Source organism: Streptomyces xanthophaeus (assembly GCF_030440515.1).
Lineage (GTDB): Bacteria > Actinomycetota > Actinomycetes > Streptomycetales > Streptomycetaceae > Streptomyces > Streptomyces kutzneri.
In genome coordinates this window covers 6,693,097-6,707,036 of record NZ_CP076543.1, presented here as the reverse complement: position 1 = coordinate 6,707,036, position 13,940 = coordinate 6,693,097, and the positions used below count along the sequence as shown (strand labels likewise).

Genomic DNA, 13,940 nt, shown 5'->3' with positions numbered 1-13,940 from the left:
ACGGCGGTCACGAGGCCTCCGCGCGGTCGGCGGCCATGCCCGCGGCGTCCAGGAGGGCGGTGCCGACGATGAGGTCGGCGCCGCCGAATTCGGGGTCGTCGAGCTGCGTGCCGTCGTCCACCGCGAAGAGGAGCCGCTCCTCCCCCTGCCGGTAGGCCGTGCCGACGGCCGGGCTCGCCGCGTGGACGGCCAGCAGGGCCACCAGGTACGGCAGTTCCGGATCGCTGCGGCGGGCCTGTGCGAGGAGCCCGGACAGCCGCCGCGGGGCGTCGTGCGGGAGGTCCAGGAGCTCCGTAGCGGCGGCGAGCTGCTCCTCGCTGAAGCGGCTGTCGTCCGGGGTGGCGATGAGGTCCGGTTCGGGCATCTCCGCGCCGAGGTGCTCGCGCTCCACGGGCGGGGTGAGCAGGATCTCGACCAGGTCGGCCACCCGCACCGAGACGGGCGTGCGCAGCCCCGCGCCGGAGGCGAAGAAGGCGGCGGTCACCCGGCTCGCCTGCTCCAGGGGGAGCGGCAGGAGCGGGGCGACGAGCTGGCCGTACAGGTCGATGCCGGAGCGGGGTGCCGGGGCGGCGAAGGCCTGGCGGTCCTGTTCGGCGCGGAACAGCGGGCCGGCGTCCAGCAGCCGGGACTGTAGCTGCGTGTGGCGGCGGATGCAGTCCTTGACGATGTCGACGAGTTCGGCCGCGCGCCGCTTGTTCTCCGGTTCCTCCGCCTCGTCGCGCGCCTTGCGGATGTTGGTCAGGATCGCGTTCTCGTGGCGGTAGCGGTCGGCGACGTGGTCCAGGGCCTCGGCGATCATGTCGGGCACGGCCTGGAGCCAGTCCACCGCCCGGACGTTGCGGCGCGTCGCGTCCAGCGTGCGGCGCAGGGTCTCGGCGTACTGGACGGTCCGGTAGCGGGCCTGCTCGGCGGCGAGCTGGGCGTCGGCCAGCCGGCCGCGGCTGATCAGCACCTCCAGCTTGACCTCGGCGGCGATCTGGGCGCTGGTGACGTCCGTGTCGAGGGCGCCGACCAGGACGTTGACGGCCTCGTCGGTGGTGCGCAGGTAGACCACGCCGCCGTAGCCGGGGACCTCTTCGATCAGCTTGAAGTCGTAGTCCCGGCGCACGTAGACGCCGTCGGGGCCGAAGGTGCCGTAGATCGCGCGGAAACCGCGGTCCACGCTGCCGACGTTGATCAGGTTCTCCAGCACCCAGCGGGCCACCCGCTCGTGCTCGGCCGCCGGGCGGGTGGGGGCCTGGGCCGCGACGCGGGGCAGCAGCCTGGCCACTATCTGCTCGTGGTCGGCGCCCGTGTCGAAGTCCATGTTGAGCGTGACCAGGTCGATCGCGGCCAGCGCGACCTCCGCCATCGCGTAGACCCCGTACTCGCCGGCCAGATTGGCCTTGCGTACGTCGAGGTCGTGGAGCGGGGCGGTGCAGGCGAGGGCGCGCAGCCGCCGGGCCAGGCCCTCGTCGGCGGCCGGGCCCGGCGCCGGGGACGGAAGGGTCTTCGCCGGGGCGGGGAGAGTCACGGACAAAGACTAGGTCCTGTTGCTGACAACATCCCAAACGGCATGGTTCGGCCGGATCGTCCCGGCAGCCGGTCAGGCCGTCTGCTCTACGCTCGGCGCATGGATTCCATGATCGCATCCGTTCCGGTGATCGACCTCAACGCCGACCTCGGCGAGGGCTTCGGGCGCTGGACGCTCACCGACGACGAGGCCCTGCTCTCCGTCGTCACGAGCGCCAATGTGGCCTGCGGCTTCCACGCCGGTGACCCGTCCATCATGCGCCGCGTGTGCGAGCTGGCCGCGGAGCGGGGTGTGCGGATCGGCGCGCAGGTGTCCTACCGCGATCTGGCCGGTTTCGGGCGGCGCTCCATGGACGTGCCGCCCGGTGAGCTCGCCGACGAGGTGGCCTACCAGATCGGGGCGCTGGAGGTGTTCGCCCGGGCGGCCGGCTCCCGGGTGTCCTACGTGAAACCGCACGGCGCGCTGTACAACCGCACCGTGCACGACGCGGGCCAGGCCGCCGCCGTGGTCGCGGGCGTCCGGCTGGCGGCCGGGTCCGGTACCACCGGGGGCCTGCCGGTGCTGGGACTGCCCGGGTCGCTGCTGCTGGCCGCGGCCGGGGAGGCCGGGCTGGCTCCCGTACCGGAGGCATTCGCCGACCGCGCCTACACGCCGGCCGGGACGCTGGTCCCGCGCGGCGAGCCGCATGCCGTGCTGCACGACCCGGAGGCGGTCGTGGCGCGGGCCGTCCGGATGGCGGCCGAGGGGGCGGTGACGGCGGCCGACGGATCGCCGGTCCGGGTGGCCGCGCGCTCGCTGTGCCTGCACGGGGACACCCCGGGGGCGGCCGGGCTCGCCCGCCGGGTCCGGGAGGCGCTGGGCGCGGCCGGGGTCCGGGTGGAGGCCTTCGCGTGAGGCCCCTGGTGGTGGGTGGTGAGGCGCTGCTGATCGAACTGGAGTCGGCGGACGAGGTCGCCGCGCTCCACGCCGAGCTGCTGCGCCGCCGGGAGGCGGGCGAGCTGGGGCCCGTACGGGACCTCGTGCCGGCCGCGCGGACCGTGCTGCTGGACGGCGTACGGGACCCGGCGGCGCTCGGTGCCCGGATCGCGCGGTGGGAGGTCCCGCCGCTCGCGCCGGCGCAGGGGCCTGAGGTCACCGTGCCGGTGCGGTACGACGGCCCGGACCTGGTGGAGGTGGCCCGGCTGTGGAGGGTCGCCCCGCGGGAGGTCCCGGGGATCGTCGGCGCGACCGTCTTCCGGGTGGCCTTCTGCGGTTTCGCGCCGGGCTTCGGCTACCTGACGGGACTGCCGGAGCGCTTCCACCTCCCCCGCCGCGAGACGCCCCGTACGGCCGTCCCGGCGGGCTCGCTGGCGCTGGCCGGGGAGTACGCGGGGGTGTACCCGCGCTCCTCCCCCGGCGGCTGGCAGCTGATCGGCTCCACGGACGCGGTGCTGTGGGATCCGCGGCGCGAACCGGCGGCGCTCTTCGCACCCGGGGTCCGGGTGCGGTTCACGGAGGGGGACGGCCGTGGCTGAGGGGCTGCTGGTGGTGCGGCCGGGGGCGCTGACGACGGTCCAGGACCGGGGGCGCCCGGGGTACGCGCATCTGGGGGTCCCGCGCTCGGGAGCCCTCGACACGGCGGCGTACGCGCTGGCCAACCGGCTCGTCGGCAACGCTCCGGACGCGGCGGCGCTGGAGACGACCCTGGACGGGGTCGGGCTGCGGGCCCTGGCTGCGACCACCGTGGCGGTCACGGGCGCGCCCTGTCCGGTACGGATCTCCGGTCGCCCGGTGGCCTGGGGGGCGCCGGTCCGGCTCCCGGCGGGGGCGGAGCTGGAGGTGGGCCGGGCGGAGTCGGGAGTGCGCGGCTACGTCGCGGTGCGGGGAGGCCTGACCGTCCCGCCGGTCCTGGGCAGTCGCTCCACGGACCTGCTGTCCGGGCTGGGGCCGCCGGTCCTGTCGGCCGGGATGCTGCTGCCGGTCGGCCTGCCGGGCCCGGATCCGGCCCCCGGGGCGGATGCCTGCGGCCTGCCCGGGCCGCCTTCGGAGCTGCTGCTCCCGCTGCGGCCGGGGCCGAGGGCGGACTGGTTCACGGGGGCCTCGCTGGCCGGGCTGTGGCGGGCGGCGTTCCGGGTGTCGCCGAGGTCGAACCGGATCGGGCTGCGCACGGAGGCGGGCCCCGCGCTGGTCCGCGCCCGGGCGGGCGAGCTGCCGAGCGAGGGCATGGTGCTGGGCGCGGTCCAGGTGCCGCCGGACGGGCTGCCGGTGGTGTTCCTGGCCGATCACCCGGTGACGGGCGGCTACCCGGTGGTGGGCGTGGTCCCGCCGGGACCGGCCCTGGACGCGGCGGCGCAGGCCCGGCCGGGCGTGCCGGTCAGGTTCGTGAGGTCCCGGTGAAACGTTCGAGGCGGCTTCGGCCAAGTACGGGGTGAGGGGGCCGACCGGGTCCCCCGCGCAGGGAGGAACCGGGTGCTCAGCCCACGACACGAGACCGGACCACCAGACCTCACCACGCCCGAGGGGTTCGCGGCGTTCTACGAGGAACACATCGACGCCGTGCTCGGCTTCGTCACGCGGCGGGTCGCCGACCCGCACCTGGCGGCCGATCTGACGGCCGACATCTTCCTGGCCGCGATGAGCTCGGCCCGCGGCTACCGGCCCGACAGGGGAGCGCCGGTCGCCTGGGTGTTCGGAATAGCCCGCAACGTCCTGTCGGGCCATGCCCGCGGGCTGGCGCGCGAGAGCGGGGCGCTGGCGCGGCTGAGCGGGCGGCGCCTGCTCGACGACGAGGACGTGGCGGCGCTGGAGGAGCGGATCGACGCCCAGCGCGCGTTCAGAGAGCTCGCGGAGCGCCACGCCGCCCTGTCCGAGCCGCTGCGCGCCGCCCTCGACCTGGTCGTGCTCGACCAGCTCACCCCGGCCGAGGCCGCCCAGGCCCTCGGCGTCACCCAGGCGACGGTCCGCGTCCGCCTGCACCGGGCCCGGCGCGCTCTGGGCGCCCCGGGCTCCATGACCGCACGCCAGATGGAGGCAGCCCGATGAACAGCAGCCCCAGTGGCTTCGAGGAGCGGCTGAAGGCAGCGCTCCTGGCCCGTCTCCCCGAGATCGAGCCCACGCCCCCCGCCCGGTCCTTCGCCCGGCGGTACGGCATTCCGCTCGCGGTGGGCGTCGCCACGGCCACCGTGGTCGCCGTCATGACCCTCACGGGCAGCACCCGCACCGGCTCCCTGCCGGCCGGCACGCCGAGCCGTTCGGCCTCGGACGCGCCCAAGATCACGAAGGAGCCGGACGGGTCGCTGCGGTTCGATGCGCCCCGGCAGGAGCAGCTCCCGGCCCTGGCCGACCGGCTGAAGGAACTGGGGGTCCCGACCGTCGTGCCCCCGCTGCTGCCGGAACTCGAGTGCAAGGCGGTCAAGGGCTGGGTCCGCGGCCCGAAGGACGATCCCGCGGCCGGCGTGTCGAGCAGCGATGGCAAACGCACCCTCAAGGTCAACCCGAAGGCGGTCCCCCCGGGACACACGCTCGTGTTGACGTGGGCGTACTTCCAGCCGTGGTGGGAGGAGAAGTGGGGACTCGCCTTCGGAGTCCTGCCGAACGAATGGGTCCCGTACTGCTCGGTCGACTTCCGATTGGCCTTCCTGAAAGAGAAGGAAATGGGGCGCCCCACCCGAACCCCCAGCCCACCGGCCACCCTTTCGCCCTGATCGCGCTGCGCGGCCCCGCGCCGTCACAGCACTCGGCCCGGCCCCCTCTTGTCAGGGGGCCGGGCCGAGTGCTGTCGGTGGGGCTGCCGGCGGGTCTACACGGCCGATTCCGGTGCGATGCGGCTGCGGACGGCCGACTGGACGTCCTCCTCCTCCGCGGGATCGGAGGCCAGGCGGCGCAGCCGGGGCGCCACGCGGGCGTCGGCCGTCTCGGCGTGGCGGGCCGCCACCTCGCGGGTGGTCTCCTCGCAGTCCCACAGGCATTCGACGGCGAAGCCCGCCGCGAAGGAGGGGTCGGTGCTGGCCAGCGCCCGTGCGGCCCGGCCGCGCAGGTGGGACGAGGCGGTCTCGCGGTAGATGTGGCGCAGCACGGGGGCCGCGCAGCCGATGGCGAGCCGGCCGGCCCCGTCCACCAGGGCGAACAGGCGCCGGGTGTCCGGGCCCGCACCGCGCACGGTGGAGCGCAGGGCGCCCAGCACCAGGCCCGCGTCCTCGGCTCCGCCGCGGGCGGCCAGGGTGGCCGCGGCGGCCTCGCCGAGCGCGTCGGGGCGGTGGACCCAGCGCCGGGCCCGTTCGACGGCCTCGGGGCCGCACATGCGCTCGTAGGCGGCCACGGCGGGCTCGTCGGCGGCGGCTTCGATGAGGTCCAGCACGGCCGGGTTGTCCGGCTCGGCAAGGACCAGGTGGTGCAGGGCGGTGGCCCGGGCGGCCTCCCCGTCGGCGCCGGCGGCGGCCGCGAGGATGGCGGAGCGGTCCTCGGGCTGGGCCACGGCGGCGAGGCAGCGGGCCGCGGGGACGTGCAGCGGGGTGCCGCGGCGCAGCCCGTCGGCGGCCCAGTCGAAGACGGCCTGGACGCCCCAGCCGGGCCGGGGCCCGCTCGGGGTCATCTGGCGCTGCCAGCGGTCGAAGGAGCCCTGCTGACGGGCGGCGCGCAGGCGCTCCCCGTACTGGGGCGTCTCCTCCCACAGGCACCACGGGCGGGGCTCGTAGGCGTCGCGGACGGCGGCGGCCAGCCGCGCCTCGCCCTCCGCCGTGGCGGGGAAGCGGGCGAGGACGGCCGAGGCCAGGGACCGCAGGCCTTCGTCGTCGTCGCGCAGGGCCAGCTCGTCGAGTGCCCAGGCCCAGTTCGCCCCGGAGGCGGCGTAGCGGCGCAGCAGCATGAGCGCGTCGTCGCGGCCGTAGGAGGCCAGGTGGCCCAGGACGGACAGGGCGAGGCCCGTGCGGTGGTCCTCCTCGTCGACGAGGTCGTCGGCGCTGAAGAGGTGGGCCTCGATCTCGCCCAGGGGACCGGCGAGGTCCAGGTACAGCCGGGCGTAGTACAAGGAGCGGTTCTCGACCTGCCAGTCCTGGCGCGGGTCGCGGAGCACGCACTGGTTGAGGGCCTCGAGGGCCTCCGCCCTGGGTGCCGCGAGTGCGTGCAGCGTGCCGTCGCCACGGCCCCGCTGGAGGAGCCCGAGCAGGGTACCGCTCGGCGCTATGACTGGTTCGAACATGGGAATGGCCTCAAATCAAGCTGGGGACGCAACCGGGAATCGGGATTCACAGGGCCGCGTAACAGCATGTGAGGACGTCCGCCGTCATGTTCCGCTCGATGTAGACCATTGCCTTCTCACTCTCGTCGGTGCTTCGTGATCATGGAGGCCGGGCCGGCCTCGCACACCCTTCGTGTTCTCGCTCGCCCGCTTCTGCCCGTCCCCCGTGCTCGCGAATCGAATCCGACGCCATGATGACCCAGGCGGTTTGTGCGCCGCGACCACATTTATGGCCGCCGTGACCAACCTGTGAGCTGGGGATGCGTCCGGGCCCGGCCAGATCCCCGGCAAAACCGGACTACTCGGCTCCGAAAAGTTCCAGCAGGTCGGCCTTGGCGAACATGCGCGCCGTGTCCACGGCCGAGGGGGTTCCGGCCTTCGGATCGGCCCCGCCCGCGAGCAGCGCACGGATGACGGCCTCCTCGCCCTTGAAGACCGCGCCGGCGAGCGGGGTCTGGCCGCGGTCGTTGGCGCGGTCGGCCTCGGCGCCGCGGGCCAGCAGGGCCGACACGGCGTCGGCGTGACCGTGGTAGGCGGCGAGCATGACCAGGGTGTCCCCGCGGTCGTTGGTGAGGTTCGCCGGAACCCCGGCGTCCAGGTAGGCGGTGAGCGTCGCGGTCTCACCCTGGCGGGCGAGGTCGAAGATCTTGGTGGCCAGTTCGATGACGTCCTCGTCGGGGACGTCCTGGGAACCGGAGCCCTCGGCTGCGTGCTCGCTCATGGTTCGTACCGCCTTTCACTCGTTGCTGACATGGTCCGCCCACCCGTCACGACGTCGAAGACCCGGCTGGGGCCGGGCGGGCAGGGGGGTGCACGGCGCTGCGTCCGTACGGGTGAATCGCCAGAGTAGCGCCCTGGCCTGCACATGTCCGGGTCGGGCCGAGGCAATGATCACCTTCGACCCCCCGCACGCCGGGCACGCCAGCCGGGCTGAGCCGGTCAAGTGAAAAACCCAGGAATTCACCCGTATGCACCTTTTGTCGCATTGATACTTCCTGTGAGCCTGGAAGAACTGATGGTGACTGTCCCCACCAACCAGGAGAAACCTCATGGTCCTGTCCATCTCAGGCGTGGTCCTGCTCGGCATCATCTGCTTCCTCTTCTTCAAGAAGGACGGGATGAAGCTGACGCACGCGTTCGTCTGCGCGCTCTTCGGCTTCTTCCTCGCCGGCTCCGCCATCGCCCCGAGCATCACGGCGAGCACGGCGAGCCTCGCGAGCCTGCTCGGCGGGATCAAGCTCTAGCCCGGCCATCAGGCAGCCGCACCAGCAGCACCCGGAACACCGTCACACCCACAACTCCAGGAGACGCCCGTGGCCCGGCGCCCACTTCCCCGCATCCTCAGCAGCGGCACCACGTCGCTGGCCCGGGGCCGCGACCTCGCTCGCACGGCCGCCGACAGTGCCACGGACGTCCTCCATCCGCTCCTCGTCATCGGACGCGGCCTGCGCATCCTGGCCGCGGCCGGGCGACGCCGGTGGTCGCAGACCCCCAAGGACAAGCGTGGTCCCGCGCTGTTCCTCGGAGCCGCCTGCGTCCTGGTGGTCGCACTCGTCTCCTACGGCCCCCTCCTCGCCCTGATCACCCTCATGGCGGCGGCGGCCTGGCACGGACGCGACCGCACCCCGGCGAAGACCGGACCCAGCGACACCGAGACCGAACGGCTCGGCTCCCTCTACGAAGCCCTCGTGCCGTACTTCTCCATCCCTGAGGACCCGAGTCCGCTCTTCGCCCACGGCGGGGACTGGGACAAGGCCTTCAGCGACTACGAGTTCGACGAGGCGGGCCGCATCACCCGGCTCCACATCCGCTACCCGGCCTACTTCACGGACGGCGAGGCCACCTCACGGGCCCGGATCGAGGCACTGCTGCACGCCAAGTCCGGGCGCGGACGGGAGTATCTCTTCGACTGGGACGAGGAGGGCAACCAGCTCGACCTGCGGGTGCTGGCGGCACTGCCGACGGGCATCGCCGCCCAGCCGTTCGTCACCTCCCCCGGCGAGACCGTGCTCGGATTCACCGACGCCGGCGGCGTACAGCGCACCCTGCCCGTCCTGGAGGGCGACGAGCCCCGGGACGTGCCGCCGGTGATCTGGCGCACCGGGCCCCGCTCCACCGAACCCCACCTGCTGGCCGTAGGCCAGCCCGGCAGCGGCACCTCCACCCTGCTGCGCTCCGTGGCCCTGCAGGCCCTGCGGCACGGGGGCGACGTACTGATCGTCGACGGCGGCGGCAGCGGTGAGTACTCCTGCCTGTCCGGCCGCAGCGGTGTCCTCGCCGTGGAATGCGGCCCGACCGGGGCGCAGGCCACGCTGGAATGGGCCGCGCAGGAGACCGAACGGCGGCTCATCGCCACCCACCGGGCCCGGGAGGTGGGCCGGCCCGCGCCCGAGGACACCCGCCGGCCCCTGTGGATCCTGCTGGACCAGCCGAGCGTGCTGGCCCACCTCTCCGTCGCCGAGGGCGGCCCCGACCCGCTGGCCCAGCTGCAGGTGCCGCTGCGGCACGGACGGCCCGCACACGTCACCGTGGTGGTGGCCGAGCAGTTCGGGCACCTGGAACTGCTCAACGACGCCGTCTGGCAGCACACCCGCGCCCGCGTCGTGCTCGGGCCCGCCGCGGTCCAGCAGGTCGCCGACGTACTGGGGCTGCCGCCGCACACCACCCCGACCGCCCAGGTGCCGCCGGGGCGCGGGTACGCCCGGCTCGGCACCGGGCCCGTGCACCGGCTTCAGGTGCCCGCCACCCCGGACCCCTACGACGAGGGCACGCACCCGGCGTACCGCCAGGCCGTGCTGGAGCTGCTGCCGGACCGGCTCGCACCCGGCGGGATCGGCGGGCGGGACCGGAGCACGCTGACCAAGCCGGTCCAGGGGCAGCCGCCCGCGCAGGGCTCGGCCCTGGACGCCCCGGAGGTACCGGCCGAGGCCGAGGCTTCGTAGCCGGGCGCTACGGGGCCGGCTACGACGGAGCCGGGCCGCGCCGGGGCATCTCCTCGGACGCCGAGCGTGGCGGGGAGCCGGACCGTACGGGGGGGTGGTTGCACTCGGCGCCCTGCGGGGACGCCCCGGCACACACCCGGCCCGCCACAACCAGCGAGCAGCCGATCCGGCGGCTTACGCCACGAACGTGCGGGGCGGTTCCGCACCGCTGCCGCCCGCGCCCGTGCCGACCAGCCGGGCCGCCGCCGCCAGCCGGGAGGCGGCCTCCTCGGCCACCGGCCCGCCCACGGTGAACGGCAGCCGGACGTAGCCCTCGAAGGCCCCGTCCACGCCGAACCTCGGCCCCGAAGGAACCCGCACCCCGACCCGCTCCCCCACCTCGGCCAGCCGCGAGCCGGAGAGCCCGCCCGCGCGGGCCCACAGGGTCAGCCCGCCCTGCGGCACCTCGAACTCCCAGTCCGGCAGCTCCCGGCGGACCGCCGCGACCAGCGCGTCGCGGTTCTCCCGGGCCTGCTCGCGGCGGATCCCGACGGCCTCCCGCCAGCCCCCGGTCCGCATCAGCCAGTTCACCGCGAGCTGTTCCAGCACCGGGGTGCCGAGGTCGGCGTAGGCGCGGGCGGCGACCAGGCTGCGGATCACGTCGGGGGCGGCGCGGACCCAGCCGATCCGCATGCCCGCCCAGAACGCCTTGCTGGCGGAGCCGACCGTGATGACCGTGCTGCCGGCCGGGTCGAAGGAGCAGACCGGGCGGGGCATCACCAGGTCCGGGTCCAGCTGGAGCTCCACCATGGTCTCGTCGGCCACCAGGACGGTGCCGGCCGACCGGGCGGCCTCCACCATCGCGCGGCGCTGGTCCTCGGAGGCCAGGGCCCCGGTCGGGTTGTGGAAGTCGGCGACCACATAGGCGAGGCGGGGGGCCGAGTCGCGCAGCACCTGCCGCCAGACGTCCATGTCCCAGCCGCCGAGGCCGCCGGCCATGGCGACGGGCACGAGGCGGACGCCGGCGGCGCGCATCAGCTGGAGGATGTTGGCGTAGGAGGGGGACTCGACGGCGATCCGCTCCCCGCGCCCGGCGAAGAGACTGCAGATGGCGTCGATGGCGCCCATCGCGCCGGTGGTGACCATGATCTGCTCGGGCATGGTCGGGATGCCCTGCTCGGTGTAGCGGTCGGCGAGCATCCGGCGCAGCGCGGGCAGGCCCGCCGGGTAGTCCCCGTGGGTGTGCGCGTACGGCGGCAGCTCCTCCAGGGCGCCCTGGACGGCCTTGGTGAGCCACGGTTCCGGGGCCGGGAGCGCGGCGCAGCCGAGGTCGATCATCGAACCGAGGGACTCGGGCGGCAGCGGCTCCAGGCCCCGGGCGGGCAGCGGGTTCCCGGCCGGGACGGAGGTCCAGCTGCCGGCGCCGCGGCGGGACTCCAGGAACCCCTCGCCCCGCAGGGCCTCGTAGGCGGCGGCGACGGTGGTACGGCTGAGGGAGAGGGCGACGGCCAGTTCCCGCTCGGCGGGCAGCCGGGCGGCGACGGGGACGCGGCCTTCGAGGACGAGCAGGCGGATGCCGTCGGCGAGGGTCCGGTAGGCGGGCAGCTTGCGCGCCCCGGGGACGCTGGGCCGCTCCTGCTGGGAGGTGATGAGGCGGGCGAGCTGTGCGGCACCGACCGCTGAGGTCCATTCGGCCATGCTGTCCGGTCCACCTTCGTCGAATTGGCCTCGCCCGACCCTGGGCGCGGCCCGTATTGGATTGCTTCCGCCCCTACACCCTGTCACGCCGGGGGCCACCCGGACCAGGGGCGGGGGCACCCGAACGCCCGGCGGCGGGGGCCGCACGGCTGTGGCGGCGCGCCGTTCACCACGCAGCCACCGGGCCGCACCCTCCCCACGGGTAACAAGAGGCATACTGCCGCCGTGACGCACGTACGCCTTCGCCATCCGTATCTGGACCACCCGGCTCCGATCCCCTTCGCGCACCGGGGCGGTGCCGCGGACGGGCTGGAGAACACCGCCGCCGCCTTCCGCCGGGCCACCGAAGCGGGCTACCGGTACTTCGAGACCGATGTGCACGCCACCGTGGACGGGAAACTCGTCGCCTTCCACGACTCCACGCTGGACCGGGTCACCGACGGCCGGGGCCGGATCGCCGAACTGCCCTGGAAGCGGATCCGCGAGGCCCGGGTGGGGGGCACCGAGCCGCTGCCGCTCTTCGAGGAGCTGCTGGAGGAGTTCCCGGACGCCCGCTGGAACATCGACATCAAGGCCGAGTCGGCGCTGCACCCGCTGGTCAACCTGATCGCCCGGGCCGGGATCTGGGACCGGGTCTGCGTGAGCTCCTTCTCGGAGAGCCGGGTGGCCCGCGCCCAGAAGATCGCCGGGCCCCGGCTGGCGACCTCCTACGGCGTACGCGGGGTGCTCGGCCTGCGGCTGCGCTCGTACGCCATTCCCGCGGCGCTGCGCGTGGGGGCGGTGGCGGCGCAGGTTCCCGAGACCCAGGCCGGGATCCGCGTGGTCGACCGCCGGTTCGTACGGACCGCGCACGAGCGGGGACTCCAGGTGCACGTCTGGACCGTGAACGAACCGGAACGTATGGAGGCTCTCCTCGACCTGGGTGTCGATGGCATCATGACCGACCGGATCGACATCTTGCGCACGGTGCTGGACCGGCGCGGGGCCTGGGCCTGACTCGGCCTTCACCCCTCGCCCGGGCCGGAATGCCGCTGCGGAACGGGACCAGCGAGGGGGACACCGCATGAGTGCGGAAGAGAGCAGCAGGACCGAGGAAGCGGAACCCGGGGCGGAGGACGACAGAGCCGCGGCCGCCAAGACGGCCGAGGCCGAAGCGACCGCCGCGACCGCCGCGTCCGCCGCGACCGCCGAACGCAAGCGCGAGCAGCGGGGCTGGTACTTCTACGACTTCGCCGTCTCGGTCTACTCGGCGAGCGTGCTGACCGTGTTCCTCGGGCCCTACCTGACCGCGGTGGCCAAGGCTGCCGCGGACGCCGAGGGCTTCGTGCACCCGCTGGGCATCCCGGTGCGCGCCGGATCCTTCTTCGCCTACGCCGTCTCGGCCTCGGTGATCCTGGCCGTCCTGCTGATGCCGCTGGTGGGGGCCGTCGCCGACCGGACCGGCCGCAAGAAGCCGCTGCTGGCGGCGGCGGCCTACACGGGTGCCGCGGCGACCGCCGCCATGTTCTTCCTGGGCGGTGAGCGCTATCTGCTGGGCGGCCTGCTGCTCGTCGTTGCGAACGCCTCCCTGTCCGTCTCGATGGTGCTCTACAACGCCTACCTGCCGCAGATCTCCACCCCCGACGAACGGGACACCGTCTCCTCGCGGGGCTGGGCCTTCGGCTACACCGCCGGGTCCGTGATGCTGGTGGTGAACCTGGTGCTCTACATGGGGCACGACTCCTTCGGCCTCTCCGAGGGCATGGCGATCCGGATCTGCCTGGCCTCCGCGGGCCTGTGGTGGGGGGCCTTCGCCCTGATCCCGCTGCGCCGGCTGCGGGACCGGGCCGTAGTGCGGGAGCCGGGGGCGGCTCCGGCCGTCAGTGGCTGGAAGCAGCTCGTCGCCACCCTGAAGGACATGCGGCGCTATCCGCTGACCCTGTCGTTCCTGCTCGCGTACCTGATCTACAACGACGGCGTGCAGACCGTGATCTCCCAGGCCTCCGTCTACGGCTCGGAGGAGCTGAAGCTGGAGCAGTCCACCCTGATCGGGGCGGTGCTGCTGGTGCAGGTCCTGGCGGTGGCGGGCGCCCTGGGCATGGGCCGCCTCGCCCGGATCTACGGAGCCAAGCGCACGATCCTGGGCTCGCTGGCCGCGTGGGCGGTGACGCTGGCGGCCGGATACTTCCTGCCGGCCCGGACCCCGGTGTGGTTCTTCGCGCTCGCCGCGATGATCGGGCTGGTGCTGGGAGGCAGCCAGGCGCTGTCGCGCTCCCTCTTCTCGCACCTGGTGCCGGCGGGCAAGGAGGCCGAGTACTTCTCGGCGTACGAGATGAGCGACCGGGGCCTGAGCTGGGTGGGGCCGCTGGTGTTCGGCCTGACGTACCAGCTCACGGGCAGCTACCGGGACGCGATCATCTCGCTGGTGGTCTTCTTCGCACTGGGATTCGTGCTCCTGGCGCGAGTGCCGGTGCGGCGCGCGGTGGAGGCGGCAGGCAATCCTGTACCGGAGCGGATCTGAGCGTGGGTCCGCGAGTGCGCCCCGCCCGGATCCACGAACGAATTCCGAACGAATTTAGACGTTGAAGCAAAGGGCCGGTAGTGTACGCCTTTG

At 74.1% G+C, this 13,940-nt stretch carries 13 protein-coding genes; 9 read left to right on the top strand and 4 right to left on the bottom strand.

Going from position 1 to position 13,940, the window contains the following annotated elements; all coding sequences use genetic code 11:
- Positions 1–7 precede the first annotated feature (7 nt).
- Entirely contained in the window at positions 8–1,513 is a 1,506-nt protein-coding gene (locus tag KO717_RS30025) for a hypothetical protein (protein WP_301372498.1), read from the bottom strand.
- 99 nt (positions 1,514–1,612) lie between these two features.
- On the opposite strand from KO717_RS30025, the gene KO717_RS30020 reads away from it, so the two are divergent.
- The 5 genes from KO717_RS30020 to KO717_RS30000 all read left to right on the top strand — a co-directional run bounded on the left by KO717_RS30020 (position 1,613) and on the right by KO717_RS30000 (position 5,196).
- Positions 1,613–2,407 (top strand): LamB/YcsF family protein, encoded by a 795-nt coding sequence (locus KO717_RS30020; protein WP_301372497.1) that lies wholly within the window; start codon positions 1,613–1,615, stop codon positions 2,405–2,407.
- Entirely contained in the window at positions 2,404–3,027 is a 624-nt protein-coding gene (locus KO717_RS30015) for a 5-oxoprolinase subunit B family protein (RefSeq protein WP_301372496.1), read from the top strand. Before KO717_RS30020 ends, KO717_RS30015 begins: the two co-directional genes overlap by 4 nt.
- A complete protein-coding gene (locus KO717_RS30010) occupies positions 3,020–3,889 on the top strand; it encodes a biotin-dependent carboxyltransferase family protein (protein WP_301372494.1) in 870 nt (289 codons plus the stop codon). The genes KO717_RS30015 and KO717_RS30010 overlap by 8 nt, the downstream gene beginning before the upstream one ends.
- Positions 3,890–3,961: 72 nt before the next feature.
- A complete protein-coding gene (locus tag KO717_RS30005; RefSeq protein ID WP_202202497.1) occupies positions 3,962–4,534 on the top strand; it encodes an RNA polymerase sigma factor in 573 nt (190 codons plus the stop codon).
- The gene (locus tag KO717_RS30000; protein ID WP_301372492.1) at positions 4,531–5,196 is read left to right on the top strand and encodes a hypothetical protein; all 666 of its coding nucleotides are present in this window, start codon (positions 4,531–4,533) and stop codon (positions 5,194–5,196) included. Before KO717_RS30005 ends, KO717_RS30000 begins: the two co-directional genes overlap by 4 nt.
- 95 nt (positions 5,197–5,291) lie before the next feature.
- Here the strand turns inward: KO717_RS30000 and KO717_RS29995 are convergent, their stop codons facing one another.
- Both KO717_RS29995 and KO717_RS29990 read right to left on the bottom strand, forming a co-directional pair.
- Positions 5,292–6,689: a HEAT repeat domain-containing protein gene (locus KO717_RS29995; RefSeq protein ID WP_301372491.1), complete on the bottom strand. Its 1,398-nt coding sequence runs from the start codon at positions 6,687–6,689 to the stop codon at positions 5,292–5,294.
- A 337-nt stretch (positions 6,690–7,026) separates the two neighbouring features.
- Positions 7,027–7,449 carry an ankyrin repeat domain-containing protein gene (locus KO717_RS29990; RefSeq protein WP_301372490.1) on the bottom strand — a complete coding sequence of 141 codons (423 nt, stop codon included), beginning with the start codon at positions 7,447–7,449 and terminating at the stop codon, positions 7,027–7,029.
- A gap of 328 nt (positions 7,450–7,777) precedes the next feature.
- Between KO717_RS29990 and KO717_RS29985 the strand changes: the two genes are divergently transcribed.
- Positions 7,778–7,972, top strand: coding sequence for a hypothetical protein (locus KO717_RS29985; RefSeq protein WP_007262923.1), 195 nt, complete (start codon positions 7,778–7,780; stop codon positions 7,970–7,972).
- A 69-nt stretch (positions 7,973–8,041) separates the two neighbouring features.
- Positions 8,042–9,670, top strand: coding sequence for an ATP-binding protein (locus KO717_RS29980; RefSeq protein ID WP_301372488.1), 1,629 nt, complete (start codon positions 8,042–8,044; stop codon positions 9,668–9,670).
- Positions 9,671–9,844: 174 nt separating this feature from the next.
- Here KO717_RS29980 and KO717_RS29975 read toward each other — a convergent pair whose 3' ends face one another.
- Entirely contained in the window at positions 9,845–11,347 is a 1,503-nt protein-coding gene (locus KO717_RS29975) for a PLP-dependent aminotransferase family protein (protein WP_301372487.1), read from the bottom strand.
- A 225-nt stretch (positions 11,348–11,572) separates the two neighbouring features.
- On the opposite strand from KO717_RS29975, the gene KO717_RS29970 reads away from it, so the two are divergent.
- Both KO717_RS29970 and KO717_RS29965 read left to right on the top strand, forming a co-directional pair.
- Positions 11,573–12,343, top strand: a complete 771-nt coding sequence (locus tag KO717_RS29970) for a glycerophosphodiester phosphodiesterase (RefSeq protein WP_301372486.1) — start codon at positions 11,573–11,575, stop codon at positions 12,341–12,343.
- A gap of 67 nt (positions 12,344–12,410) precedes the next feature.
- A complete protein-coding gene (locus tag KO717_RS29965; RefSeq protein ID WP_301372485.1) occupies positions 12,411–13,847 on the top strand; it encodes an MFS transporter in 1,437 nt (478 codons plus the stop codon).
- The last annotated feature ends 93 nt before the right edge of the window (positions 13,848–13,940 follow it).